We start from the raw sequence: 23,530 nt of genomic DNA, 5'->3' as shown, positions 1-23,530 counted from the left end.
CGCGCTAGAAAAGATAAGCCAGCGCGAAGGCCGTTCCGGCGACGTAGGCGGTCAGGAAAAAGCGCAGGTCGTTGATCAGCGTTGCCCGTGAAACGCGCGCGCGAACCCGCACATACTCTTGCATATACTCTTGTTCGGGGGCCACGGCCTTACTCCCAACGGCTTGCTGTTAACGAAGGTTACCAATTCGTTAACGATTGGGAAGGGCAAAGTTGCGTTTCATGCGCGGACGCGAATGCGAACGACTTGCAGCAGCCTCGCAAACCTGCTAATCGTTCGCATTATAGGCCCTTGGGGATGGTCCGGTTCCGATGATCCTTTGCGTGTGCAATGCCCTGCGAGAAAACGACGTCCGCGCCGCTGCTGGCCCGAAGGGGTGTCCGGTGGAAACCTACGCGCGCCTCGGCGCCCGCCCGCAGTGCGGGCAGTGCCTGCCCCATGCCCGGCGCCTGCTGAAAGGCGGCCGCGCGGCCTGAGAACGCCGCGTCCCTGTTGCGGATGATAGTGCTTCGCATCATCCCAAGTCATTGTTGACGCACGATTTTTTTCGTGAGATTCATGCTGTAAGTTTCCCTTACGAACAGCATGAAGGAGTCGCGCCATGAAGGGCGACAAGGATGTTATCAAGCACCTGAACGCGGCGCTGAAGAATGAACTGACGGCGATCAACCAGTATTTCCTGCATTACCGGATGCTCGACAACTGGGGCGTCACGCGCCTTGCCAAGTATGAGTACGGCGAGTCGATCGACGAGATGAAGCACGCCGACAAGCTCGCCGAGCGCATCCTGTTCCTCGACGGCCTGCCCAACTTCCAGCTGCTCGGGCGGCTGCGCATCGGCGAGTCGGTCGAGGAGGTGCTGAAGGCCGACCTCGAACTCGAGCGCGAGGCGATCCCGCCGCTGCGCGATGCCATCCAGCACTGCGAGAAGGTGCGCGACTACATCAGCCGCGAGATCCTCGAGGACATCCTCGAAAGCGAGGAGGAGCACGTCGACTTCCTCGAAACGCAGCTTTCGCTGATCGAGGCGATGGGCATCCAGAACTATATCCAGCTCCAGACCAAGCCCGCCGAGGACTGATCCTCAGGACCGGTCGCCGGTCAGGTGATGCCGGACTGCAAACGACGGCTTTCTGCGCTTGCCTTGGCTCACGTACTGTAAGTACGCTCCGCTCCGGTTCTCGAAAACCGCCGTTTTCGCCTCGGCCTGACCTGACCGGCGACCGGTCCTAGGCAGCCGGGCGCCGCGCGGCGTGGAGTTCATCATGCAGCCGCCGGGCGATCCGCTCGGCGGCTTTGCCGTCTCCGATGCGCGTCGAGGCGTTCGCCATGCGGCGGTGCGCCTCGTCGTCGTCCAGCAGGCGCGTCACGGCGGCGAGGATGCCGCCGCGCGCCGTGTCGACGACCAGCGCCGTGCCCGCCTCGACCACTTCGGGCCGTTCGGTGAGGGCGCGCACGACGAGCGTCGGCACGCCGAGCGCGGAGGCTTCCTCCTGCACGCCGCCCGAATCGGTGACGACGAGATGCGCGGCGGCGAGCGCGGCGACGAACGCGGGGTAGGGCATCGGCGGCACCAGCCGCGCGGCCGGGCAGGCTTCGAGCGGCGCATAGATGCCGGGCGGGCAGCCGGGGTGGCGGGGCAGCAGCACCTCGACGTCGCCGCGCGCCGCGATCGCGGCAAGCGCGCCGATGATCTCCGGGAACGCCGCCTCGCGGTTTTCCCGTCGGTGCAGCGTCGCGAGGATGAGCCGCCGATCGGCGGGCACCGCCGGGGGCAGGTCGCGGAGCGTCCGGTGCAGCGCATCGACGACGGTGTTGCCCGTCACCGCGATCGCCGCGTCCGGCACGCCCTCGGCGCGGAGGTTGACGCGTGCGCCGGGCGTCGGCGCGAAATGCAGCGTCGCCAGCCGCGCGATCAGCGTGCGGTTGATCTCCTCCGGATAGGGCTGGCTGAGGTCGAAGCTGCGCAGCCCGGCCTCGACATGCGCGACCGGGATTCCCGCCTGCCGCGCCGCGATGGCGCCGGCGAGCGCCGAGGTCGTGTCGCCCTGCACGACCACCCACGCCGGCCGCTCGCGCGCCAGCAGCAGGGCGAGGGCGCCGACCGCGCGCTCCGTGAGTTCGCTCAGCGATTGCCCCGGCCGCATGAGGGCGAGATTCGCGTCGGCCGCGATTCCGAACGGGTCCAGCGCCTCCGCCGCCATCTCGGGGTGCTGTCCGGTCAGGCACACGCGCGTCGGGAGTTCCAGCGCGCGCAACGCCAGCACGAGCGGGGCGAGCTTGATCGCCTCGGGCCGCGTGCCGATGATCACCATGACCGTGCCGGACGATGTCATGAAGGCCCCCCCCGCCCGCTGTTCACATCGTACTCCCCGGCTCTATAGGAGCGGCATGGACGCGCCGAATGCAAATCGTTTCGACATCGTTATAGCCGTGGATGGGCCCGCCGCCTCGGGGAAGGGCACCATCGCGCGGGCGCTCGCCGCGCATTTCGGCCTGCCGCACATGGATACGGGGAGCCTCTACCGCGCTGTTGGCCTCGCGGTGCTGCGCGCCGGAGGCGACCCTTCCGATGCGGCGCTCGCCGCCGGATGCGCGCGGACGCTCGACGTGACCGCGTTCGACGATCCGGCGCTGCGCGAATCGGCGACGGCGCGCGCGGCCTCGGTCGTCTCCGCGCATCCGGAGGTGCGGGCCGCGCTCCTCGAACGCCAGCGGGCGTTCGCGCGCCAGCCCGGCGGCGCAGTGCTCGACGGCCGCGACATCGGCACGGTCATCGCGCCCGATGCCGATATCAAGATCTTCGTGACGGCGAGCCTCGACGTGCGTGCGCGGCGGCGGCAGGCGGAAACCCCCGAGCGCGACCTCGCCGTGGTGCGCGCCAATCTCGCCGAGCGCGACGCGCGCGACGCGGGCCGGGACGCGGCGCCGCTCCGGCAGGCGGAGGACGCGATCCTGCTCGACACGTCCGACATGGACCGCGACGCCGCCATCGCCCGTGCCCTTGCGCTTGCCGAGGCGCGGCTTGCGGAAAAGGCGGCATTGCGATAAGGCGGCCACGCCTTTCACGACGGCACCTCCATCGGGATGCCGTCCTTGCCGTGTTTCCGCGAAACCGGGAGAGGGGCCAACGCAAGGTTTTGCAAGGAGCGGACGGGCATGGGGCCCGGACGGCTTCGAGACCGCCGGAAACAACCGGCCGGCCAGTAACGACATGAAGGAACACTGATACCTATGGCAACCAATCCCATGCCGAGCCGCGACGATTTCGCGGCGCTCCTCGAAGCGAGCCTCGGCGGCAGCGAATCGTTCGAAGGCCGGGTCGTCACCGGCACCGTCACCGGAATCGAAAACGACATGGCCGTCATCGACGTCGGCCTGAAGTCGGAAGGCCGCGTGCCGCTGCGCGAGTTCGCAGCGCCGGGCGAGAAGCCCGAGATCAAGGTCGGCGACCAGGTTGAGGTCTATGTCGACCGTGTCGAGAACGCCTATGGCGAGGCCATGCTGTCGCGCGACCGCGCGCGCCGTGAAGCCGCCTGGGACAAGCTCGAATCCGAATTCCAGGAAAACGCCCGCGTCGACGGCGTCATCTTCGGCCGCGTCAAGGGCGGCTTCACTGTCGATCTCGGCGGCGCCGTGGCGTTCCTGCCCGGCAGCCAGGTGGACATCCGCCCGGTGCGCGACGTTACCCCGCTGATGGGGATGCCGCAGCCGTTCCAGGTGCTGAAGATGGACAGGAAGCGCGGCAACATCGTCGTGTCGCGCCGCGCCGTGCTCGAGGAAACCCGCGCCGAGCAGCGTTCGGGCCTCATCCAGACGCTCACCGAAGGCCAGACCGTCGACGGCGTCGTCAAGAACATCACCGACTACGGCGCGTTCGTGGACCTCGGCGGCATCGACGGCCTGCTGCACGTCACCGACATGAGCTACAAGCGCGTCGGCCACCCCTCGGAGGTGCTCGGCATCGGCGACACCGTGAAGGTGCAGATCGTCCGCATCAACCGCGAGACGCAGCGCATCTCGCTCGGCATGAAGCAGCTCGAATCGGATCCGTGGGAAGGCGCCGCCGCCAAGTACTCGGTGGGCCAGAAGGCCACGGGCCGCGTCACCAACATCACCGACTACGGCGCCTTCGTGGAGCTGGAGCCGGGCGTCGAGGGTCTCGTCCACGTTTCCGAGATGTCGTGGGTCAAGAAGAACGTCCACCCCGGCAAGATCGTCTCGACGAGCCAGGAGGTCGATGTCGTGGTGCTCGAGGTCGATGAGGACAAGCGCCGCATCAGCCTCGGCCTCAAGCAGGCGCAGCAGAACCCGTGGGAGGCGTTCGCGTCCCAGCACCCGGTCGGCAGCGTCGTCGAGGGCGAGGTCAAGAACACCACCGAGTTCGGCCTGTTCATCGGCCTCGACGGCGACGTCGACGGCATGGTGCACATGTCCGACATCGCGTGGGGCGTCAGCGGCGAGGACGCGCTCGAACTGCACCACAAGGGCGAGACGGTGAAGGCCGTCGTGCTCGACGTGGACGTGGAGAAGGAGCGCATCTCGCTCGGTATGAAGCAACTCGATCAGGCCGCCTCCGGCGGCAAGGTCTCGGCGGGCGGCGGCAGCGGCGGCGTCAACAAGGGCGAGACCGTCACCTGCACCGTCGCGGCGATCGTCGACGGCGGCATCGAGGTCACGCTCGGCGACAGCGGCGCGACGGGCTTCATCCGCCGCGGCGATCTCAGCCGCGACCGCGACGAGCAGCGGCCGGAGCGCTTCCAGGTCGGCCAGAAGGTCGATGCGCAGGTGATCGGCTTCGATCGTTCGAAGAAACCGAACCTGTCGATCAAGGCGCTGCAGATCTCCGAGGAGAAGGAGGCCGTGAAGCAGTACGGTTCGTCCGACTCCGGCGCGAGCCTCGGCGACATTCTCGGCGAGGCGCTGAACAAGGCCAAGGACGCGAAGAAGTAAGCCGACGCACCTTTGCGAGCCGTTTGCGGCCCGTCAGTTCCGTTACTGACGGGCCGCTTGCTTTTTGTTAACCTGCTCAAGCTGTTGTATGATTTGCGCGTTCCGAGTCGGGGGGACGGCGGAAGAGGGGCGGGCTGGGTGGCCGCAGCGCGTTTTTGAACAAAATTGGGGCTGGAGAAACGGGGTGAGAGATGATTCGATCTGAACTCGTCGCAGCAGTCACGGAAATGAACCCGCACCTGTCGCAGCGGGATGTCGAACGGGTCGTATCGACGATTTTCGATTCGATCACGGAAGCGCTTGCCGAAGGGCGCCGCGTGGAACTGCGCGGTTTCGGCGCCTTCTCGACGCGCGGACGCGACCCGCGCACGGGGCGCAATCCGCGCACCGGCGAGAAGGTGGCCGTGGAAGCGAAGCGCGTGCCGTATTTCAAGGCCGGCAAGGAACTGCGCGAGCGGCTCAACAAATAGTCCGCGCCTGATCCGGCGGCTTGTCATGCCATCGGTGCTGGCATCGCGCGCGGCTGTCCGTTAAGCAGGGGTCATGCGCATCGTCACGCTGACCTTCTACTTCCTGTTCGGCGCGCTGCTGGCATGGTTTGCCGCGCGGAACTGGGATTTCGTCACGCTGAAGCTGTGGGGCGACTACGAGCTGGCGATCCGGCTCCCCGTTCTGCTGCTCCTCGTCTTCCTCGCCGGCGCCCTGCCGCTCGCCATCCTGCGCTATGCCAGCCGCTGGCGCTGGTCGCGGCGCGTGCAGAAGCTGGAGCGTGCGCTTGAGGACACGCAGCCCACCGCGCAGCCGCCTGTGCTGGACCCGGCCCCGCCGCCGCCCGTCGCCCCGCTATGACGAACCCTGTCTTCTGTGCGGTCGATACGGCCGACAAGGATCACGCGCGGGCGCTTGCCGCGCGCGTCGCGGGCCGTGTCGGCGGCATCAAGCTCGGCCTCGAGTTCTTCATGGCGAACGGCCGCGAGGGCATCGCTGCGGTCGCGGAGGGCGGCGTTCCCGTCTTCCTCGATCTGAAGTTCCACGACATTCCGAACACCGTGGCGGGCGCCGTGCGCGCGCTCGGCGCGTGCCCCTACGACATCCTCACCGTCCACGCGGGCGGCGGCAGCGACATGATGCGTGCCGCGAGGGACGCGGCGCGTCCCGGCGCGAAGGTGGTCGGCGTCACGGTGCTGACCAGCATGGACGAGGACGATCTCGCCGCCACCGGCGTCATCGGGACGCCCGCCGATCAGGTCCGCAGGCTCGCGGCGCTGGCGCGCGGCGCGGGGCTCGACGGCATCGTCTGCTCGGCGCACGAGGTTGCCGCGATGCGCGCGGTATGGCCGGAGGGGTTCTTCGTCGTTCCCGGCATCCGCCCGGCGGGAAGCGCCGTGGGCGACCAGAAGCGGGTGATGACGCCGCGCGAAGCCATGAGCGCGGGCGCGAGCATTCTCGTCGTCGGGCGGCCGATCACCGGCGCCGAAGACCCCGGCGCGGCGGCGGACGCGATTTCCCAGAGCCTTTGAGCGTGGCCCGCATCAAGATTTGCGGCGTGCGCGACCGTGCCGCGATCGACGCTGCGGCGGCCGGACAGGCCGACTACGTGGGCTTCGTGTTCTTCCCGAAAAGCCCCCGCAATCTCTCGCTCGATGATGCCGCCGGGCTCGCCGGGGCGGTTCCGTCCGGCATCCGCCGCATCGGCCTCTTCGTGAACGCCGACGACGAGGCGATCGGCGCCGCCGTCCGTGCCGCGCTGCTCGACGGTGTGCAGCTTCACGGCGACGAGGGCCCGGAGCGTGTCGCGGCGGTGAAGGCGCGTTTCGGCGTCGAGGTGTGGAAGGCCGTGCCGGTTGCAACGCGCGCCGATCTTGCGGGCGCACGCCGCTATGCAGGCATCGCCGACCGCGTCCTGTTCGACGCGAAGACCCCGCCGGACGCGGCGCTGCCGGGCGGCATGGGCGTGCGCTTCGACTGGCGGCTGCTCGCCGGGTTCGATGCGGGCGCGCCGTGGGGCCTCGCGGGCGGACTTGACGCCTCGACAGTCGGCGAAGCGCTCGCTACCACGCAGGCGCCGCTGGTCGACGTGTCGTCGGGGGTGGAGGACGCGCCGGGCGTGAAATCCCCGGCGAAGATCAGGGCGTTTTGCGAGGCGGTGAGAGCGGGGCGGTAAGGGCACGATGACGGTGCAGAACAGTTTACGGCAGCAGCCCGACGAGCGCGGCCATTTCGGCGCCTTCGGCGGCCGCTATGTCGCCGAGACGCTGATGCCGCTGATCCTCGACCTCGAACGCGAATACCGCGCCGCCAAGGCCGACCCGGCGTTCCGCGCCGAGTTCGAATATCTGCTGAAGCACTATGTCGGCCGTCCGAGCCCGCTGTGGCTGGCCGAGCGGCTGACGAACGACCTCGGCGGCGCGAAGATCTATCTGAAGCGCGAGGACCTCAATCACACTGGCGCGCACAAGATCAACAACTGCATCGGCCAGATCCTGCTCGCGAAGCGCATGGGCAAGACGCGCGTCATCGCCGAGACCGGCGCGGGCCAGCACGGCGTCGCGACCGCGACCGTCGCCGCGCTGTTCGGCCTGCCCTGCACGATCTTCATGGGCGCGGTGGACGTGGCGCGCCAGCAGCCGAACGTGTTCCGCATGAAGCTGCTCGGCGCTGAGGTGGTCGCGGTGGACTCGGGCGCGAAGACGCTGAAGGACGCGATGAACGAGGCGCTGCGCCACTGGGTCGCGAACGTCCACGACACCTTCTACATCATCGGCACGGTCGCGGGCCCGCATCCCTATCCGGAGCTGGTGCGCGATTTCCAGTCGGTGATCGGCACCGAGGCGCGCGCGCAGATTCTGGAGGCGGAAGGCCGCCTGCCGGACATGCTGATCGCGCCCGTCGGCGGCGGTTCCAACGCCATCGGCCTGTTCCATCCGTTCCTCGATGACGAGAGCGTCGAGATCGTCGGCGTCGAGGCGGCGGGCGAGGGGCTGGACAAACGCCACGCCGCCAGTCTCGCGGGCGGCTCGCCCGGCATCCTCCACGGCAACAAGACCTACCTTTTGCAGGACAAGGACGGCCAGATCACCGAGGCGCACTCGATCTCGGCGGGCCTCGACTATCCCGGCATCGGCCCGGAACACGCGTGGCTGCACGAGATCGGGCGCGTGCGCTACGTGCCCGTCACCGACGACGAGGCGCTCGCGAGCTTCCAGCGACTCTGCAAGCTCGAAGGCATCATCCCCGCGCTCGAATCCGCGCACGCCGTCGCGGCAGCGGAACGCATCGCGCCGACGCTGGGCAAGGACAGGGTGATCGTCGTCAACCTCTCCGGGCGCGGCGACAAGGACATCTTCACGGTGGCCGAAGCGCTGGGGGTGAAGCTGTGAGCGGGCGCATTCCGGCAGCCTTCGCGCGTGCGAAAGCGGATGGCCGCGCTGCGCTCGTCACCTTCGTCACCGGCGGCGATCCGTCTCCCGCCGATACCGCCGCCGTCCTCGATGCGCTCGTCGCGGGCGGCGCGGACGTGATCGAGCTCGGGATGCCGTTCACCGATCCGATGGCGGACGGTCCCGCCATCCAGCGTGCGAACCTGCGCGCGCTCGGCGCGGGGACGACGACCGCCGCCATCCTCGCCATCGCGAAGGCCTTTCGCGCGCGGCACGCGGACGTGCCGCTCGTGCTGATGGGCTATGCGAACCCGATGCTCCGGCGCGGCGCGGACTGGTTCGCCGCCGCCGCCAAGGACGCGGGCGTTGACGGCGTCATCGCGGTCGACCTGCCGCCGGAGGAGGACGCGGAGCTCGGCCCCGCGCTCCGCGCCGCCGGGCTGCATTTCATCCGCCTCGCGACGCCCACCACGGACGCGGCGCGGCTCCCCGCCGTGCTGGAGGGCGCGTCCGGTTTCCTCTACTATGTCTCGGTCGCGGGCATCACCGGGCTTCAGCAGGCCGCGCAGGACAGCATCGAAGGCGCGGTCCTGCGTTTGAAGGCGGCGACCGACCTGCCCGTGGCGGTCGGCTTCGGCGTCCGCACGCCGGCGCAGGCCGCCGCGATCGGCCGCGTCGCTGACGGTGTCGTCGTCGGCTCGGCGATCGTCGACATCGTGGCAGCGCACGGCGCCGGTGCCGCGCCGCATGTGAAGGATTACGTGGCCGGGCTCGCCGCCGCGCTCGCCACTGCAAGGGAGAAGGCCGCATGAGCTGGCTCGAACGCATCCGCCCCGCGCTCAGTTTCCTCACCAAGAAGGAGACGCCGGACAATCTCTGGACGAAGTGCCGGGGCTGCGGCCAGATGAACTTCCACCGCGAGCTGGTGGAAAACATGAACGTCTGCCCGCGCTGCGACTTCCACGAGCGCATCGGTCCGAAGGAACGCTTCCAGCAGGTCTTCGACGGCGGCAGGTACGAGCGGCTGGCGATTCCGTCCGTGACGGAGGACCCGCTCAAATTCCGCGACCAGAAGAAATACACGGACCGCATCAAGGCCGCGCGCGCCGCGACCGGCGAGCCCGAGGCGTTCGCGGTGGCGGAAGGCCAGATCGAGGGCATCTCCGCCGTCGTCGGCGTGCAGAATTTCGCCTACATGGGCGGCTCGATGGGCATGGGCGTCGGCGAGGCGTTCATCGCCGGGGCGGAGGCTGCGCTCGACAGCCGTGTGCCCTACGTGGTGTTCACCGCGGCGGGCGGCGCGCGTATGCAGGAAGGGCTTTTGAGCCTCATGCAGATGCCGCGCGCGACCGTGCTCACATCGCTGCTGCGCGAGGCGGGGCTGCCGTACATCGTCGTCATCACCGACCCGACGACGGGCGGCGTCACCGCGTCCTACGCGATGCTCGGCGACGTCCACATCGCGGAGCCGGGCGCGCTCATCGGCTTCGCGGGCCAGCGCGTCATCGAGCAGACGATCCGCGAGAAGCTGCCCGAAGGCTTCCAGCGCGCCGAATACCTGCACGAGCACGGCATGGTCGACATGGTCGTGCACCGCAAGCGGCTGAAGGCGCAGCTCGGCAGCCTGCTCGGCGTCCTCACGCAAGCCCCCGCGAAAGCCGCCTGACCGATGCCAACGCCGCGCTGATGGCCACGGAGGGGGCCCGCTCGGACAATCCCGCGCTCGACGCCCTGCTCGTCGAGGCGAAGACGCTGCACCCCGATCTCATCGACCTGACGCTCGGCCGCCTCGAACGCCTGCTCGGCAAGCTCGGCAACCCGCACCACCACCTGCCGCCCGTGTTCCACGTCTCCGGCACCAACGGCAAAGGCTCGACGGTCGCCTTCCTGCGCGCCTGTCTCGAAGCGGCGGGCCACCGCGTCCACGTCTTCACCTCGCCGCACCTCGTGCGCTTCAACGAGCGTATCCGCCTCGCCGGGCGGCTCATCACCGATGCCGAGCTGATCGAGCTCCTCGGCGATGTGATCAGCGTCAACAACGGCGAGCAGATCACCTTCTTCGAGCTGACGACGGCGGCGGCGTTCACGGCGTTCTCGCGCACGCCCGCCGACGCCTGCGTCATCGAGGTGGGGCTCGGCGGCACGTGGGATGCGACGAACGTGCTGCCCACGGCGGCGGTGTGCGGCATCGCGCAGCTCGGGCTCGATCACCAGCAGTTCCTCGGCCACTCGATCCTCGACATCGCGCGCGAGAAGGCAGGCATCGCGAAGCCGGGCGTGCCGCTCGTCACCTCGCGCTATCCGCAGACCGTGGCGGCGGCGATCGGCGAGGTGGCGGGGCCGAAGGGCGCGCGCATCATCGCGCGCGGCATCGACTGGGACGTCGGCATCTATCAGGGCCAGCTCCACTACCGCGACGGCAAGGCGAAGCTCACGCTCGGGATGCCGCGCCTGCCCGGCGCGCACCAGATCGACAACGTCGGCCTCGCCGCCGCCATGCTGCGCCACCAGACGGCGCTCGCGGTGCCGGATGCGGCGCTGCGTGCGGGTCCGGGCTGGGCGGAGTGGCCCGCGCGGCTCCAGCGGCTGGAGAGCGGCCCGTTCGTCGCGCATCTGCCGCAGGGCAGCGAACTCTGGCTCGACGGCGGCCACAACCCGTCCGCCGCGCGCGTCATCGTCGACGCGTTCCGCGCGCAGGACATCGCGGCGACGCCGTTCCACCTCGTGCTCGGCATGTTGCAGAACAAGGACGCGGCGGCCTTCCTCAAGGCCTTCGCGGGCCGGGTGACGGCGGCCCACACCGTGCCGATCCCCGATCACGACTGCATCGCCCCCGAAGCGCTCGCGAAGCTTGCGGGCGACGTCGGCCTTCCTGCGACCCCGGCGGCCTCCGTAGACGAGGCGCTCCGCCGCCTCGGCCACGCCGCCGACCGCAAGGCGCCGCCCGTGGTGCTGATCGCGGGGTCGCTCTACCTCGCCGGCGACGTGCTGAAGATCAACGGGCCGCTTCCGGGCTGACCGTCTGCGTCCCGGCGCCCGCACGCGCCCGTTGCAGCAGGTCGACCACATAGTCGGAGGGCGGGCTGTGCGGGTTCATCATCATCGCGCCCAGAATATTCCGGGCGCGCTCGAATTCGCCAGTCTCGACCAGCAGCGCCGCGAGCGCGACGTTGATCTCGCTCACTTGCGGCGCGAGCGCGCGTGCCTCGGCAAGCACGGTGACGACGTCGGGACGGCGGGGATCGGGCTGGGCGCGGACATAGTTGTAAAGCGTCTGATAGTGGTGCGGGCGGGTCTTGAACGCGCGCGTGAAGTGCCGCCGGGCCTGGGCGTGGTTCACCTCCACCTCGCCGTCCTCGGCGGATCGCATGTAGCTGCGCCCCATCAGATAGTTGAGTTCGGCGTCGTCCGGCCGGGCCTCCATCAGCGGCCCCAGAAGCTTTCGCCCCTGCGCGGCGTCGCCGAATTCCGCCTCGACCGCGGCGATCACTCTGGCGGTCCACGGGTCGTCCGGGTAGCGGAAGGCATCGCGCCGCAGGCCCGCGACGAGCGTGTCGGCCGCCTCGGTGTTTCCGGCCCGCGCTTTCAGCATCGCATAGGGAAGCAGAAGCGTTTCTGCCGCGGGGGGAAGCGCGCTGACGCTGACGGGCGGTTCCGGAACCTGGCCGGGCTTGATGGTCAGCTTCGTGTAGGTGATTTTCCCTTTCATGTAGCCGTTCAACTGGCGGTTGAACGTCTTCATGTCGATGCCGAACGCGGGTTCGAAGGCGGCTTCGAGGCTTTCCCCCACGCTCAGGCGCTTCAGATAGGCGGAAAGCTGCTGCGACCGCTGCGGATCGCGCAGCATGTAGTGCGTCGCCAGCCAGGACTGCGCGTAGAACATGGCGACGTCGTCGCGCTTCTTCATGCTCCAGGCGTCGGCCGTGAGCAGCACGCGCGCGTCGATCCAGTTTCCGTAGGTGAGCCAGGCGGCGCGATTCTGCGACGCACGACCCATCGTCATGTTGTCGGTCTTGACGTCGGCGGTGGAGAAATACTCGGCGAAGCCCTCCACGTACCACGACGGGTACACGTAGGGAAAATGGAACATCATGAAATGATGGCCGTATTCGTGCAGCAATATGTCGAGCGCGGTGTCGTCGGCGTCGTTGACGCGGACGGAAAAGGCCGCGGTGCCCGTCGACGCGGCGTGGTAGAAGCCGCCGACGTCGCGGGGCAGATCGGCGAGCGCGCGCAGCTTCGCCTGCGAGCGGACCATGTAGACGTCGAGCGGCGGCATCTCCCGCTCCGTGCCGGCGCCGGTCATCAGCCGGAGCAGCCAGTCGAAGCGTTCGAGCTGCCGCGCGTAGGCGACCAGCGCCTTTTCGGAGCCATCGCTGTAGACACGGAAATGTTTTGTTTCCGCGACGCGCCATTCGGCCGAAGCGCCTGTCGAAAGACACAGGGCGGCAAGAAGAAGGCTGAGCTTTCGTACAAGAAACGACATCGACTTTTCCCCCGGTGTCGTATCCTATATTTTCCGTTTGTTGCCTGTCTCCGATTTTTTCGGGGAGGTATTCACGCCTGTTGGGGCGCCGTCTCCGTTCCCGCCGTGCCGATCGAGGAATCGATCAGGCCTGCGCGCATCATCATCCAGAACAGCAGGATGCCGGGCACGGCGATCGCGGTGGTGAACAGGTAGTAGTTCACGTAGCCGAACGCCTCGATCAGCGCGCCCGCCGTGGTGCCGGTGAGGAAGCGGCCGACGATGCTGGCGAAGGCGGAGATGAGGGCGTACTGCGCCGCCGTGAAGCGGAGGTCGGTGAGCGCCGAGAAATAGGCGACGACGCAGACGCCGCCGATGCCGCTCGCGAAATTCTCGAAGCCGATGGCGAGCGCCATGCCGGTGTTGCTGTGCCCGGCGACGGCGAGCAGCGCGAAGCTGAAGTTGGAGACCGCCATCAGGATCAGGCTGAGCAGCACCGACCGCTTGAGGCCGAGGCGGGCGTAGAGGATGCCGCCGACGAAGATACCTGCGAGCAGCGCCCAGAAGCCGACCCCGACATCGTAGATGGCGATCTCGGTGTTCGTGTAGCCGAGATCGTCGAACAGCAGGCGGAGCGTGAGGTTGGCAAGCGTGTCGCCGATCTTGTGCAGGAGGATGAACAGCAGCACGAGCCACGCGCCGCTCCTCCGGAAAAACTCCGCGAACGGGCCGATGATCGCGGTGCCGAGCGTCTTCAGCGACTTGCGCTGCGCGACTTCGTGATGGCGCGCGGGCTCGCCCATGACGAGCGCGGTGAGCGCCGCCGGGAGCGCGAAGACGGCGCAAAGCACGTAGGCCATGCCCCAGCCGAGGTTCCATTCCAGCGGATCGGCGGCGACGAGCGCGAGTGCGCCCGCGGCGGCCGCACCGATGCGCCAGCCGTATTGCGACATGCCCGCGCCGACGCCGAGCTGGCGCGGCTCCAGAAGCTCGATGCGGTAGGCGTCGATCACGATGTCGAATGTCGCGCCCGCGACGCCCACGAAGATCGCGGCGAAGGCGACCGCCATGATGTCCGTCTTGGGGTCGGTGAGGCCGAGGTTGACGACCGCGACCATCACCAGCGCGGCGGTGAACAGCATCCACGAGACGCGCTGGCCGAGCCGCCCGAGGATCGGCAGGCGCACGCCCTCCACCACCCACGCCCAGAGGAACTTGAAGTTGTAGGCGAGGAACACGAGCGCGAAGGTGGTGACGCTTTTCTTGTCGATGCCGTCCTGCGCCAGCCGCGTGGTCAGCGTCGCGCCGATCATCGCGTAGGGAAAGCCCGACGACATGCCGAGGAACAGCGCGGCGAGCGGCGCGGCTTCGAAATAGGGGCGGACACCTTCGGGAAGGCGGTCCCGAACCGATGCGAGTGCGCCCGCCATGCCTGCTCCTTCATGCTGACTGCACGCGTGTGTAGGGCAGAAAGCGGCCCGCGTGAATCTCCCCCGTTTGCGCTAGGTGCCGGACGGGCTCCCGGCGCGGTAGAATGCCGGACATGGACGCCATCTCACCGCCGCGCCGTCCGACGCCCGGCCAGCTTGCGCTGGCGCGCGTGATCGCGGAAGGCCGGGCGATGCGCGACGAGCGCACGGCGACCGTGCCCGCCTCCGTCTATGTCGACGAAGCCCGCTTCGCGCGCGAGCGCGACCGGCTGTTCCGGCGGCTTCCCGTCGCGGTCGCGGTGTCGGCGCTGCTGCCGGATGCGAACATGGCGGTTGCGCACGACGGGTTCGGCGTGCCGCTGCTGCTTGCGCGCGACGGCAAGGGCGCGGCGCGCGTGTTCCTGAACGTCTGCCGCCACCGCGGCACGCGGCTGATGGACGGTGCGGACGTGCAGAAGGCGCCGCGCATCGTCTGCCCCTATCATGCGTGGGCCTATGCCTGCGACGGGCGGCTGACGGGCGTGCCGCGCGCGGAGACGTTTCCGGGGCTGGACAAGGCGGAGCGCGGCCTTATCGAGCTTCCCTCGCGCGAGGCGGGCGGCATCGTCTGGGCCGGGCTGGACCGCGAGCGCACATACGACTTTTCGTGGATGGAAGGGCCGCTCGCCGCCGATTTCGACGCGCTCGGCCTCGGCGGCATGTATCTCTACAATCGCCGCACGCACGATGTGCCCGCGAACTGGAAGCTCATCATGGACGCGTTCCTTGAAAGCTACCATGTGCAGCGCCTGCACGCGAAGACGATCGCGCCCTTCTTCGTCGACGGCATCACGGCGGGCGACGTGATCGGGCCGCACGCGCGCTCGGCCGTCGCGCGCGCCGACTATCTCGCGAAAGTCGATCTCGAAGACTGGCCGGCGCTGCGCCGCGTCGTCACCTACGCCTATCAGCTCGTGCCCGGCACCGTGCTGGTGTTCTCGCCCGACTATGTGAACCTGATGACGCTGATGCCGCAGGCGGCGGGGCGCACGCTCGTCGAGGACTTCATGCTGATCCCGGAGAAGCCCGCGACGGCGAAGGCCGAGGACCACTGGCGCCGGTCATGGGAACTGCTCGACGGCGGCGTCTTCGGCACCGAGGATTTCGGCGCCGCCGCGCTCGGCCAGCAGGGGCTCGCAAGCGGCGCCGTGTCCGAACTGCTGCTCGGCAGCCTCGAACTCGGCATCCGCCGCTTTCACGAGACGGTGGAAAGCCTCATCGCATAGGCTCGGGCGTCAGCAGCGGCGGGTCGCTTTCGCCCTTCGAGACGACCACGGCGGCGGCGAGATCGCCGGTGACGTTCAGCGTCGTGCGGCACATGTCGAGGAAGCGGTCGACGCCGAGGATGAGGCCGATGCCCTCGGGCGGCACGCCGACCATACCGAGGATGAGCGCGACGACCGGCAGCGAGCCCGCGGGCACGCCCGCCGTGCCGATGCCGCCGAGGATGCACACCAGCATCACCGTCACCTGCTGGTCGAGCGACAGCTCGACGCCGAAGAACTGCGCGAGGAACAGCACGGTGACGCCCTCGAACAGCGCCGTGCCGTTCTGGTTGGCGGTGGCGCCGATGGTGAGCACGAAGCGCGAGACGCGGCGCGGCAGCTTCAGATTGTCTTCGGCGACGCGCAGCGCCGTGGGCAGCGTGGCGTTGGAGGAGGCGGTCGAGAAGGCCATGACGATGGCCTCCTCCGATCCCTTGAAGAAGCGCGCGGGGGACATGCCGCCGAGGAATTTCACCGCCAGCGAATAGACGACGAGCATGTGGACGCCGAGCGCCAGCACGACGACGCCCACGTAGGAGGCGAGCCGCGCCAGCAGGTCCCAGCCGAACAGCGCGGCGAGGTTGAACATGAAGCAGGCGACGGCGTAGGGCGCCATGCGGATGACGAGGTTGATCAGCGTCATCGTCACGTCGAACAGCCCTTCGACGACGCCCTTCATGCGCTCGGCGGCGGGCGTCGCGGCGAGCACGAGACCGATGCCGAACATCAGCGCGAAGAACATCACGGCGAGGATGTCGTTGTCCGCGGCGGCGCGGATGACGTTCGAGGGCACGATGTTGAGGACCGCCTGTACGCCCGAGGGGGCCGTGCGCGAACTGTCTACGATGGCGGCGGCGCCCTCGCTCGCATCGGCGAGCAGGCGCTGGGCGAGCGCGGGGTCGATGCCGTCGCCGGGGCGCAGCACGTTCACGAAGGCAAGGCCGATCGCGACCGCCACCGCGGAAACGCCGACGGTGTAAGCCAGCGTCTTCCAGCCGATCCGGCCCAGCGAACGGATGTCGCCCATCTCGGCGACGCCGAGCACCAGCGCCGAGAACAGCAGCGGGATCACCAGCATGAACAGCAGCCGCAGGAACAGCTGCCCGATCGGGCCGGTGATGTAAGTGGTGACGGTATGGACCCACGCCGCGTCCGCGCCCGCCGTGAAATGCACGACAAGGCCCGCGACGAGACCGGCCGCGAACCCGATCAGCATCTTCACATGTAATGGCATCAACGGCTCCCTCTGCCCGTGGGGTGACGATAGACGAGCGATATTGCGATGGAAATGCGTTCAGGCGTCAGCGATGGATAGCCCCGGGATATGGTTCAGTTCACTGGCGCGCGCCGCCGGTAGCCGAGCGCCTCGGCGACATGGATGCGTGCGACGGTCTCGGCGCCTGCAAGGTCGGCGAGCGTGCGGGCGACGCGCAGCACGCGGTGGTAGCCGCGCGCGGTGAGGCGCATCGACTCCGCCGCCTGCATCAGAAGTGTGCGCCCGGCATCGTCGGGCGCGGCGACCGTGTCCAGCAGCTTGCCGTCGGCCTCGGCGTTGGTGCGGATACCATGCGCGTCATAGCGCGCGGTCTGGAGCGCGCGTGCGGCGGCCACGCGCGCCGCGACCTCCGCCGAGCCCTCGGCGGGCGGCGGCAGCGCGAGGTCGGCGGCGGAGACCGGCTCCACCTCGACGTGCAGGTCGATGCGGTCGAGGAGCGGCCCGGAGAGCTTGGCCTGATAGTCGGCGGCGCATTTCGGGGCGCGGGCGCAGGCGAGGGCGGGGTCGCTGAGGTGGCCGCAGCGGCAGGGGTTCATCGCGGCGACAAGCTGCACGCGCGCCGGATAGGTGACGTGGAGCGCGGCGCGCGCGACGCTGACCTCGCCCGTCTCCAGCGGCTGCCGCAGCAGATCGAGCACCTGCCGCTGGAACTCCGGCAGCTCGTCGAGGAACAGCACGCCGAGATGCGCGAGGCTGACCTCGCCGGGCCGCGCCTTCGCGCCGCCGCCGACGAGCGCCGGCATCGAGGCGGAATGGTGCGGCGCGCGGAACGGCCGGCGGCGTATCAGCTTCCCGCCGTCGAGCGCGCCCGCGACGGAAGCCACCATCGAGACTTCCAGCGCCTCGCGCGGGGTGAGCGGCGGCAATATGCCCGGCAGCGCGGCGGCGAGCAGCGACTTGCCCGCGCCGGGCGGCCCGGACATCAGCAGGTTGTGGCCGCCCGCCGCCGCGACTTCGAGCGCGTGCTTGGCGGTCTCCTGCCCCTTCACGGCGGCAAGGTCGGGTGCGTCGGCGGCGTCCTCGGCGACCGACGCCGTGGGCGGACTGAGAAGCTGCGTGCCTTTCAGGTGGTTGAGCAGGCTGAGGAGATCGGGCGCGGCGAGCACGTCGCAGCCCGCCCACGCCGCCTCGCCGCCCTGCGCCGCCGGGCAGATCAGGCCGAGGTCGTTCGACGAGGCGTGGAGCGCGGCGAGCAGCACGCCGGGGACCGGGCTCACCCGTCCGTCGAGCGCCAGCTCGCCGACCGCCGCGTAGCCGCTGAGCGCCTCCAGATCGACGACGCCCATCGCGGCGAGCAGGCCGAGCGCGATGGGGAGATCGTAGTGGCTGCCTTCCTTGGGGAGGTCGGCGGGCGAGAGGTTGACCGTGATGCGCTGGAAGGGAAGCGCGAGGCCGATGGCGGAGAGCGTCGCGCGCACGCGCTCCTGGCTTTCCGCGACCGCCTTGTCGGGCAGGCCGACGATGGTGAACTTGGCTCCGCCGCGCGCGATCTGCACCTGCACGTCGACGCTGCGCGCCTCGAGCCCGATGAACGCCACCGTTGCGACGCGCGCAACCATTCCGATGGTTCCCCCGTTGTCCCCCTGCGGCACCGGTAGAGCCCGGCACCGGGATCGTCAAACCCCTACGCTGACGGCCTCTTTTTTGACACGCCGCTGCATCAGAATGCCATGCAGGAACCGAATCGATCTGCCTTGGGACGATCCCCCGTGACGACGCCTGCCCTCACCGTTCGCAAGCCGCGGCGGCCGCGCTCCCTCGCGCGCCGCGGGGCGGAGATCACGGCGGGCGTCATGCTGCTGATCCTGTCGCCGATCATCGGCGGACCGCTCATCCCGGGGCCGTTCGGCTTCATCGGCTCGGCGATCGGCCTCGCGCTCATACTCCGGAACTCGCACTGGGCGCGAAAGCGGTATGTGGCCTTCAAGCGCCGCTATCCCAGGATCGCGCGCTGGGTGGACGTGGGGCTCAGACGGCGCAAGCGACCGCGTCCGGAGTAGGCGCGGCCACGCTTTCCGTTGACTTTGGGCGCGTCCCTGCCTATGCGCTCGCCCGAAGGTTTCGGCCGCGATGACGCGTGCACGCGTGCGCGGCCGTTTTTATTGATTCGATTCGCAAGAAGGCATGTCCGATGAAGCGCACCTACCAACCGAGCAAGCTCGTCCGCAAACGGCGCCACGGCTTCCGCGCGCGCTCGGCGACGCCGGGTGGCCGCAAGGTCCTGGCGGCCCGCCGCGCGCGCGGCCGCAAGCGGCTGTCGGCGTAACCGCGAAGACGGCTGCAAGGCCGGAACGGCTCCGTGCGCGGCGCGATTTCCTCGCCGCGAACAAGGGACGCCGCGCCGTGACCGACGGTTTCATCCTGCTGGCCCGCGACCGCGCCGATGGCGGCGCCGTGCGCGTGGGCTTCACTGTCACGAAGAAGATCGGGGGCGCGGTCGTCCGCAACCGGCTGAAGCGCCGCCTGCGCGCGCTCGTCCGCGAATCGCTGCCTGCGCTTGCGTCTCCCGCCCACGATTACGTGCTGATCGGCCGCGAGGCGGGGCTGACGCGCGCCTACGCTGACATGGCTGCCGATCTGGAGCGTGCAGTGCGGAAGACGGCGCGATGATCGGCAAGCTCGTCAGTCGTCTGATGATCCTCGTCGCGCGCGGCTGGCAGCTGAGCTTCTCGGTCGTCCTGCCGCCGACCTGCCGGTTCGCCCCCTCGTGCTCCGCCTACGCGATCGAGGCGATCGAGCGGCACGGCGCCATCAAGGGTGGCGCGCTCGCGCTCTCTCGGATATTGCGCTGCCATCCGTGGGGCGGTTCGGGGTTCGATCCCGTTCCCGGTTCCGAAACAACAATGAAGTCGAGGCCCTGCTGCGGGCCGCAAGAAGGTGGTCGAGCTTGAGCGAAAATCGCAACATGTTCCTGGCGATCCTGTTGTCGATCGTCGTGCTGTTCGGCTGGGCCGCCATCTCGGAGCGCTTCTTCCCGACGCCGAAGTCCAATGAGCCGGTGAGTGCCGCGCAGACGGCGGATAGCGCCGCGCCCGTCGCCACCGCACCCACCGTACTGCGCGACCGCGCGGCGGTGATCGCGGAGGGCGAACGCGTCGCCATCCGCACGCCCGCGCTTTCGGGCTCGATCAACCTCACCGGCGCGCGCATCGACGACCTGCTGCTGCTGCGCCACGACGAGACGCTGAAGAAGGATTCGGCCAAGGTCCGCCTGTTCTCGCCCTCGGGCGCGCCGGGCGCCTATTTCGCCGAGTTCGGCTGGACCGGCGCGAAGACCCTGCCGACCGCCGCGACCGTCTGGAAGGCGAACGCGCCGACGCTGACGCCGGAGCAGCCGGTGACGCTGTCGTGGACGAACGCGGACGACCAGACGTTCCTCATCGAACTCTCGGTGGACAAGGACTACCTGTTCACGGCGAAGCAGAGCATCGTCAATCGCGGCAATGCGGCGCTCGTCGCGCGCGCCTACGGCCTCGTCGCCCGCGTCGGCACCGGGCCCGACCAGAGCACGTTCAACGCCCATGTCGGCCCGATCGGCGTGTTCGGCGGCAAGACCAACTACGACTACAACTACGACGACATCGACGAGGCGCCGGCGCGCGAGGTCGATTTCCGCTCGAAAGGCGGCTGGATCGGCTTCACCGACAAGTACTGGCTCTCCGCGCTGGTCCCCGGAAACGACACGACGTTCGACGCCAATTTCCGCAGCGGCGGCGACGAGCGCTATCAGGCGGGCGTGCGCGGCGAGCCGGTCGCGGTCGGCCCCGGCCAGAGCGCGGCGGTGACGACGCGCCTGTTCGCGGGCGCGAAGGAGGTCGACGTGCTCGACCGCTACCAGGACGATCTCGGCATCGTGCGCCTCGGCAGCGCCATCGACTGGGGCTGGTTCGAGGTGATCGCGAAGCCGATCTTCCACCTGCTCGACTGGCTGTTCGAGAAGGTCGGCAACCTCGGCGTCGCCATCATCTGCCTCACCATCCTCATCCGCTTCGTGCTGTTCCCGATCGCGAACAAGCAATACGCCTCGATGGCGAAGATGCGGGCCGTGCAGCCGAAGATGAAGGCGCTGCAGGAGCGCTACAAGGACGACAAGCTGAAGCTCCAGCAGGAGATGATGGAGCTTTACAAGACGGAGAAGGTGAACCCGCTCGCGGGCTGCCTCCCCATCCTGCTCCAGATCCCGATCTTCTACGCGCTCTACAAGACGCTGTTCCTTGTCATCGACATGCGCCACCAGCCCTTCTACCTGTGGATCAAGGACCTGTCGGCGCCCGATCCGCTGACGCCGGTGAACCTGTTCGGCCTGCTGCCGTTCACGCCGCCGGCCTTCATCGGCATCGGCGTGCTGCCGATCCTGCTCGGCATCACCATGTGGCTCCAGCAGAAGCTCAATCCGCAGCCGCTCGACGAGATCCAGCAGAAGGTGTTCGCCATCCTGCCGTGGATGTTCATGATCATCATGGCGCCGTTCGCGGCGGGCCTCCAGCTCTACTGGACGGTGAACAACATCATCTCGATCGCCCAGCAGTGGGTGCTGATCAAGAAGCATCCGGCGCCCGCGCCGGAACCCGTCAAAGCGAAATGACCGGCGCGAAATGACCGGCGTCAGCCCCCGCGAGGCGAACCGGCTGTTCACGGGACCGATCGCCTTCGTGAAGTCGGCGCCGACGATGGACGACCTGCCCCCGGCGAACCTGCCGGAGGTGGCGTTCGCGGGCCGTTCCAACGTCGGCAAGTCGTCGCTGCTGAACGCGCTGACGGCGCGCAAGGGTCTCGCGCGCACCTCGAACACGCCGGGCCGCACGCAGCTTCTCAACATCTTCGATGTCGGCGAGCCCGCCGTGCTGCGTCTCGTCGACATGCCGGGCTACGGCTACGCCGAGGCGCCGAAGAAGATGGTCGAGGCATGGAAGCGCGCGGTGTTCGATTACCTGCGCGGCCGCGCCAACCTGAAGCGCGTGCTGCTGCTCATCGACAGCCGCCGCGGCGTCGGCAAGGTGGACGAGGAGGTGATGGACATGCTGGACAGCGCCGCCGTCTCCTACCAGATCGTGCTCACCAAGACGGACAAGGTGAAGGAAAGCTGGGTCGCGAAGCTCCGCGAGGACCTGCCAGCGATGCTGAAGACGCACCCGGCGTCGTTCCCCGGCCTGCTCGCCACCAGCTCCGAGAAGAATCACGGGATCGAGGACTTGCGCGCGGCGGTGCTCGCCGCCGCGAAGGACGGGGCGGCGGCATGAAACTGGTCATCGGCAACAAGCGCTATTCGTCGTGGTCGCTGCGCGGCTGGCTGGCCGCGAAGCAGTCCGGCCTCGCCTTCGACGAGGTGGTGATCCCGATGGACACGCCCGAATTCGCCGCCGCCAAGGCGGACCCGGCGTGTATGCCCTCGGGCCGCGTGCCGGTGCTGTGGGATGGCGACGTCGCCGTCTGGGAAAGCCTCGCGATCATCGACTGGCTCGCCGACCGCGTCGGCCGCGACCGCGGCGGAGATGCACGCTGGCTTCGTCGAGCTTCGCAAGGCGTGCCCGATGAACACGGGGCGCGCCTATCCCGCCTTCGCGCTGACGCCGGAGGTGGAGCGCGACGTCGGCCGCATCGACGCGCTCTGGCGCGAGGCGATCCACGGTTTCGGCGGGGAAGGGGGCCCGTTCCTGTTCGGCGCGTTCGGCGCGGCGGACATCATGTATGCCCCCGTCGTCACCCGCTTCCGCACCTACGACGTGCCGCTCTCCAGTACGGCGGAGGCCTATGTGAACGCCGTTCTCGACCATCCGTTCATGCGCGAATGGTATGCGGGGGCAGACGCCGAGGACTGGCGGCTGGACCGGATCGAGTTCTAGAGAACCTCGCCGCAGCCCTGATAGCGCTTGCCGTCGAGCGTCATGGTGACGGTGTAGGCGTAGGGCTTGCCGCTCATCGCGTCCGCGCACGCCTTCTTCACGATCGAGACGGCGAGCGACGATTTTCCTTCCGAAACCGCGAAGCTGCCCGCGCCTTCCAGCGCGAGCCGGGCGGGCGCCTTGAACGTGGCCGTTTTCGATCCGTAGTCGGCGATGATCTCCACGTCGCGGCCGGTGGCGATGTCCATCGTCCAGCCCGGCTCCTGCCCCACGGCATGGAAGTGGACCGCGGGCCCCGGCTTTGCGGCAGGCTCGGGAAAGCCGCCCGGCTGGTCCCATTCGCGCGGGCCGTTGACGCGCCAGACTTCCTTGCCGTCCGCGTCGTAGAGCACCGTGAACGGCAGGCCCGGCGCGCCGAGCGTGGTGGCGAGCGCGCCCTCCTCGTCGAGCAGGATGGTCATGTGCCGGAGCTTCGCCTTCGCGAGGAACGGCTTCACCTTCTCCCAGCCCTGCAAGTCCTGGCTGATGCCGACCACCGCCATCTCGCCCGCCTTCGCCTTCGCCAGCCGGTCGAGCGCGGGCATCTCGGCGACGCAGGGCGCGCACCATGTCGCCCACAGGTTCACCAGCACCGGCTTGCCCCGGAAATCGGCCAGCGTCGCCTTGCTGCCGTCCTCGCGCGCGAAGGCCTGCGTCGGCACGGGCGTTCCGGCCTGCGACGCGTCGACCGTCCCGGTCTCGGCTTTCTTTGCAGCAGGGGCCGCGCTTTCTTGCGGGGCGAGCGCGTCTGCTTTATCGGCCTCCTTGGCCTTGCCGCAGGCGGAAAGCGGCATGAGAACAAGGATCGCAACCATTACGGACCGCATTTCAAGCTCCAAT

Annotated in this window: 23 protein-coding genes and 3 pseudogenes; 19 read left to right on the top strand and 7 right to left on the bottom strand. The window is 68.9% G+C overall.

Translation table 11 applies throughout. The annotated features are described in order from the left end of the window. Positions 1–4: 4 nt before the first annotated feature. On the bottom strand, positions 5–145 hold the full coding sequence (locus tag PE061_RS02295; RefSeq protein ID WP_271257607.1) for a hypothetical protein: 141 nt from the start codon (positions 143–145) through the stop codon (positions 5–7). Positions 146–601: 456 nt separating this feature from the next. On the opposite strand from PE061_RS02295, the gene bfr reads away from it, so the two are divergent. Further along, complete coding sequence (gene bfr / locus PE061_RS02285; protein ID WP_271257606.1) at positions 602–1,081, top strand: bacterioferritin; 480 nt, start codon at positions 602–604, stop codon at positions 1,079–1,081. Between the two features lie 148 nt (positions 1,082–1,229). Here the strand turns inward: bfr and wecB are convergent, their stop codons facing one another. Beyond that, complete coding sequence (wecB, locus tag PE061_RS02280) at positions 1,230–2,336, bottom strand: non-hydrolyzing UDP-N-acetylglucosamine 2-epimerase (protein ID WP_271257605.1); 1,107 nt, start codon at positions 2,334–2,336, stop codon at positions 1,230–1,232. Positions 2,337–2,421: 85 nt separating this feature from the next. On the opposite strand from wecB, the gene cmk reads away from it, so the two are divergent. The 10 genes from cmk to PE061_RS02230 all read left to right on the top strand — a co-directional run bounded on the left by cmk (position 2,422) and on the right by PE061_RS02230 (position 11,351). After that, the gene (cmk, locus tag PE061_RS02275) at positions 2,422–3,051 is read left to right on the top strand and encodes a (d)CMP kinase (protein ID WP_271259112.1); all 630 of its coding nucleotides are present in this window, start codon (positions 2,422–2,424) and stop codon (positions 3,049–3,051) included. A 183-nt stretch (positions 3,052–3,234) separates the two neighbouring features. Continuing rightward, complete coding sequence (gene rpsA / locus PE061_RS02270; RefSeq protein WP_271257604.1) at positions 3,235–4,953, top strand: 30S ribosomal protein S1; 1,719 nt, start codon at positions 3,235–3,237, stop codon at positions 4,951–4,953. A 191-nt stretch (positions 4,954–5,144) separates the two neighbouring features. Next, positions 5,145–5,423, top strand: a complete 279-nt coding sequence (locus PE061_RS02265; protein WP_271257603.1) for an integration host factor subunit beta — start codon at positions 5,145–5,147, stop codon at positions 5,421–5,423. Positions 5,424–5,496: 73 nt separating this feature from the next. After that, on the top strand, positions 5,497–5,802 hold the full coding sequence (locus PE061_RS02260; protein WP_271257602.1) for a hypothetical protein: 306 nt from the start codon (positions 5,497–5,499) through the stop codon (positions 5,800–5,802). Further along, positions 5,799–6,473: an orotidine-5'-phosphate decarboxylase gene (gene pyrF, locus PE061_RS02255; protein ID WP_271257601.1), complete on the top strand. Its 675-nt coding sequence runs from the start codon at positions 5,799–5,801 to the stop codon at positions 6,471–6,473. Before PE061_RS02260 ends, pyrF begins: the two co-directional genes overlap by 4 nt. Next, positions 6,470–7,117 (top strand): phosphoribosylanthranilate isomerase, encoded by a 648-nt coding sequence (locus PE061_RS02250; RefSeq protein WP_420794363.1) that lies wholly within the window; start codon positions 6,470–6,472, stop codon positions 7,115–7,117. Before pyrF ends, PE061_RS02250 begins: the two co-directional genes overlap by 4 nt. A 7-nt stretch (positions 7,118–7,124) precedes the next feature. Next, positions 7,125–8,333 (top strand): tryptophan synthase subunit beta, encoded by a 1,209-nt coding sequence (gene trpB / locus PE061_RS02245; RefSeq protein ID WP_271257599.1) that lies wholly within the window; start codon positions 7,125–7,127, stop codon positions 8,331–8,333. Continuing rightward, positions 8,330–9,145 carry a tryptophan synthase subunit alpha gene (gene trpA, locus PE061_RS02240; protein WP_271257598.1) on the top strand — a complete coding sequence of 272 codons (816 nt, stop codon included), beginning with the start codon at positions 8,330–8,332 and terminating at the stop codon, positions 9,143–9,145. Before trpB ends, trpA begins: the two co-directional genes overlap by 4 nt. Next, entirely contained in the window at positions 9,142–9,999 is an 858-nt protein-coding gene (gene accD, locus PE061_RS02235; RefSeq protein ID WP_271257597.1) for an acetyl-CoA carboxylase, carboxyltransferase subunit beta, read from the top strand. The genes trpA and accD overlap by 4 nt, the downstream gene beginning before the upstream one ends. Positions 10,000–10,019: 20 nt before the next feature. Then, on the top strand, positions 10,020–11,351 hold the full coding sequence (locus PE061_RS02230; protein WP_271257596.1) for a bifunctional folylpolyglutamate synthase/dihydrofolate synthase: 1,332 nt from the start codon (positions 10,020–10,022) through the stop codon (positions 11,349–11,351). Here the strand turns inward: PE061_RS02230 and PE061_RS02225 are convergent. Beyond that, complete coding sequence (locus PE061_RS02225) at positions 11,329–12,819, bottom strand: hypothetical protein (RefSeq protein WP_271257595.1); 1,491 nt, start codon at positions 12,817–12,819, stop codon at positions 11,329–11,331. The genes PE061_RS02230 and PE061_RS02225 overlap by 23 nt on opposite strands. A 71-nt stretch (positions 12,820–12,890) precedes the next feature. Next, on the bottom strand, positions 12,891–14,228 hold the full coding sequence (locus PE061_RS02220; RefSeq protein WP_271257594.1) for an AmpG family muropeptide MFS transporter: 1,338 nt from the start codon (positions 14,226–14,228) through the stop codon (positions 12,891–12,893). Positions 14,229–14,341: 113 nt separating this feature from the next. Here PE061_RS02220 and PE061_RS02215 point away from each other — a divergent pair, with 113 nt between their 5' ends. Continuing rightward, positions 14,342–15,493 carry an aromatic ring-hydroxylating oxygenase subunit alpha gene (locus tag PE061_RS02215; RefSeq protein ID WP_271257593.1) on the top strand — a complete coding sequence of 384 codons (1,152 nt, stop codon included), beginning with the start codon at positions 14,342–14,344 and terminating at the stop codon, positions 15,491–15,493. Here PE061_RS02215 and PE061_RS02210 read toward each other — a convergent pair. Then, positions 15,483–16,766 carry a dicarboxylate/amino acid:cation symporter gene (locus PE061_RS02210; protein ID WP_271257592.1) on the bottom strand — a complete coding sequence of 428 codons (1,284 nt, stop codon included), beginning with the start codon at positions 16,764–16,766 and terminating at the stop codon, positions 15,483–15,485. The two genes, PE061_RS02215 and PE061_RS02210, sit on opposite strands and share 11 nt — an antisense overlap. A gap of 95 nt (positions 16,767–16,861) precedes the next feature. Next, positions 16,862–18,367, bottom strand: a complete 1,506-nt coding sequence (locus PE061_RS02205) for a YifB family Mg chelatase-like AAA ATPase (protein WP_271257591.1) — start codon at positions 18,365–18,367, stop codon at positions 16,862–16,864. Between the two features lie 150 nt (positions 18,368–18,517). Between PE061_RS02205 and PE061_RS02200 the strand changes: the two genes are divergently transcribed. The 7 genes and pseudogenes from PE061_RS02200 (at position 18,518) to PE061_RS02170 (ending at position 22,651) form a co-directional block, all read left to right on the top strand. Beyond that, the gene (locus PE061_RS02200; RefSeq protein ID WP_271257590.1) at positions 18,518–18,808 is read left to right on the top strand and encodes a hypothetical protein; all 291 of its coding nucleotides are present in this window, start codon (positions 18,518–18,520) and stop codon (positions 18,806–18,808) included. 131 nt (positions 18,809–18,939) lie between these two features. Then, positions 18,940–19,074, top strand: coding sequence for a 50S ribosomal protein L34 (rpmH, locus tag PE061_RS02195; RefSeq protein ID WP_271259111.1), 135 nt, complete (start codon positions 18,940–18,942; stop codon positions 19,072–19,074). 29 nt (positions 19,075–19,103) lie between these two features. Then, positions 19,104–19,418, top strand: a pseudogene (rnpA, locus tag PE061_RS02190) (ribonuclease P protein component); the annotation flags it as partial. Further along, positions 19,415–19,636: pseudogene (gene yidD, locus PE061_RS02185) on the top strand (membrane protein insertion efficiency factor YidD); the annotation flags it as partial. The pseudogenes rnpA and yidD, both read left to right, overlap by 4 nt. Positions 19,637–19,695: 59 nt before the next feature. Continuing rightward, positions 19,696–21,393 carry a membrane protein insertase YidC gene (yidC, locus tag PE061_RS02180; RefSeq protein ID WP_271257589.1) on the top strand — a complete coding sequence of 566 codons (1,698 nt, stop codon included), beginning with the start codon at positions 19,696–19,698 and terminating at the stop codon, positions 21,391–21,393. Between the two features lie 10 nt (positions 21,394–21,403). Next, positions 21,404–22,048 carry a ribosome biogenesis GTP-binding protein YihA/YsxC gene (gene yihA, locus PE061_RS02175; RefSeq protein WP_271257588.1) on the top strand — a complete coding sequence of 215 codons (645 nt, stop codon included), beginning with the start codon at positions 21,404–21,406 and terminating at the stop codon, positions 22,046–22,048. After that, a pseudogene (locus PE061_RS02170) lies at positions 22,045–22,651 on the top strand (glutathione S-transferase family protein). The gene yihA and the pseudogene PE061_RS02170 overlap by 4 nt, the downstream one beginning before the upstream one ends. Here the strand turns inward: PE061_RS02170 and PE061_RS02165 are convergent. After that, entirely contained in the window at positions 22,648–23,517 is an 870-nt protein-coding gene (locus tag PE061_RS02165; RefSeq protein WP_271257587.1) for a redoxin family protein, read from the bottom strand. The pseudogene PE061_RS02170 and the gene PE061_RS02165 overlap by 4 nt on opposite strands. Between the last annotated feature and the right edge of the window lie 13 nt (positions 23,518–23,530).

The sequence above is a fragment of the Sphingosinicella microcystinivorans genome, from assembly GCF_027941835.1.
Taxonomy (GTDB): domain Bacteria; phylum Pseudomonadota; class Alphaproteobacteria; order Sphingomonadales; family Sphingomonadaceae; genus Sphingosinicella.
Note: the sequence above shows the minus strand (reverse complement) of the source record. Positions and strands in the feature narration are given on the sequence as shown.

Excerpts from the sequence above, each read along its gene's own strand:
- bfr (WP_271257606.1), top strand. The coding sequence starts at position 602 with ATGAAGGGCGACAAGGATGTTATCAAGCACCTGAACGCGGCGCTGAAG.
- wecB (WP_271257605.1), bottom strand. The coding sequence starts at position 2,336 with ATGACATCGTCCGGCACGGTCATGGTGATCATCGGCACGCGGCCCGAG.
- rpsA (WP_271257604.1), top strand. The coding sequence starts at position 3,235 with ATGGCAACCAATCCCATGCCGAGCCGCGACGATTTCGCGGCGCTCCTC.
- PE061_RS02265 (WP_271257603.1), top strand. The coding sequence starts at position 5,145 with ATGATTCGATCTGAACTCGTCGCAGCAGTCACGGAAATGAACCCGCAC.
- PE061_RS02260 (WP_271257602.1), top strand. The coding sequence starts at position 5,497 with ATGCGCATCGTCACGCTGACCTTCTACTTCCTGTTCGGCGCGCTGCTG.
- pyrF (WP_271257601.1), top strand. The coding sequence starts at position 5,799 with ATGACGAACCCTGTCTTCTGTGCGGTCGATACGGCCGACAAGGATCAC.
- trpB (WP_271257599.1), top strand. The coding sequence starts at position 7,125 with ATGACGGTGCAGAACAGTTTACGGCAGCAGCCCGACGAGCGCGGCCAT.
- accD (WP_271257597.1), top strand. The coding sequence starts at position 9,142 with ATGAGCTGGCTCGAACGCATCCGCCCCGCGCTCAGTTTCCTCACCAAG.
- PE061_RS02230 (WP_271257596.1), top strand. The coding sequence starts at position 10,020 with ATGGCCACGGAGGGGGCCCGCTCGGACAATCCCGCGCTCGACGCCCTG.
- PE061_RS02225 (WP_271257595.1), bottom strand. The coding sequence starts at position 12,819 with ATGTCGTTTCTTGTACGAAAGCTCAGCCTTCTTCTTGCCGCCCTGTGT.
- PE061_RS02220 (WP_271257594.1), bottom strand. The coding sequence starts at position 14,228 with ATGGCGGGCGCACTCGCATCGGTTCGGGACCGCCTTCCCGAAGGTGTC.
- PE061_RS02215 (WP_271257593.1), top strand. The coding sequence starts at position 14,342 with ATGGACGCCATCTCACCGCCGCGCCGTCCGACGCCCGGCCAGCTTGCG.
- PE061_RS02210 (WP_271257592.1), bottom strand. The coding sequence starts at position 16,766 with ATGCCATTACATGTGAAGATGCTGATCGGGTTCGCGGCCGGTCTCGTC.
- PE061_RS02205 (WP_271257591.1), bottom strand. The coding sequence starts at position 18,367 with ATGGTTGCGCGCGTCGCAACGGTGGCGTTCATCGGGCTCGAGGCGCGC.
- rpmH (WP_271259111.1), top strand. The coding sequence starts at position 18,940 with ATGAAGCGCACCTACCAACCGAGCAAGCTCGTCCGCAAACGGCGCCAC.
- yihA (WP_271257588.1), top strand. The coding sequence starts at position 21,404 with ATGACCGGCGTCAGCCCCCGCGAGGCGAACCGGCTGTTCACGGGACCG.
- PE061_RS02165 (WP_271257587.1), bottom strand. The coding sequence starts at position 23,517 with ATGCGGTCCGTAATGGTTGCGATCCTTGTTCTCATGCCGCTTTCCGCC.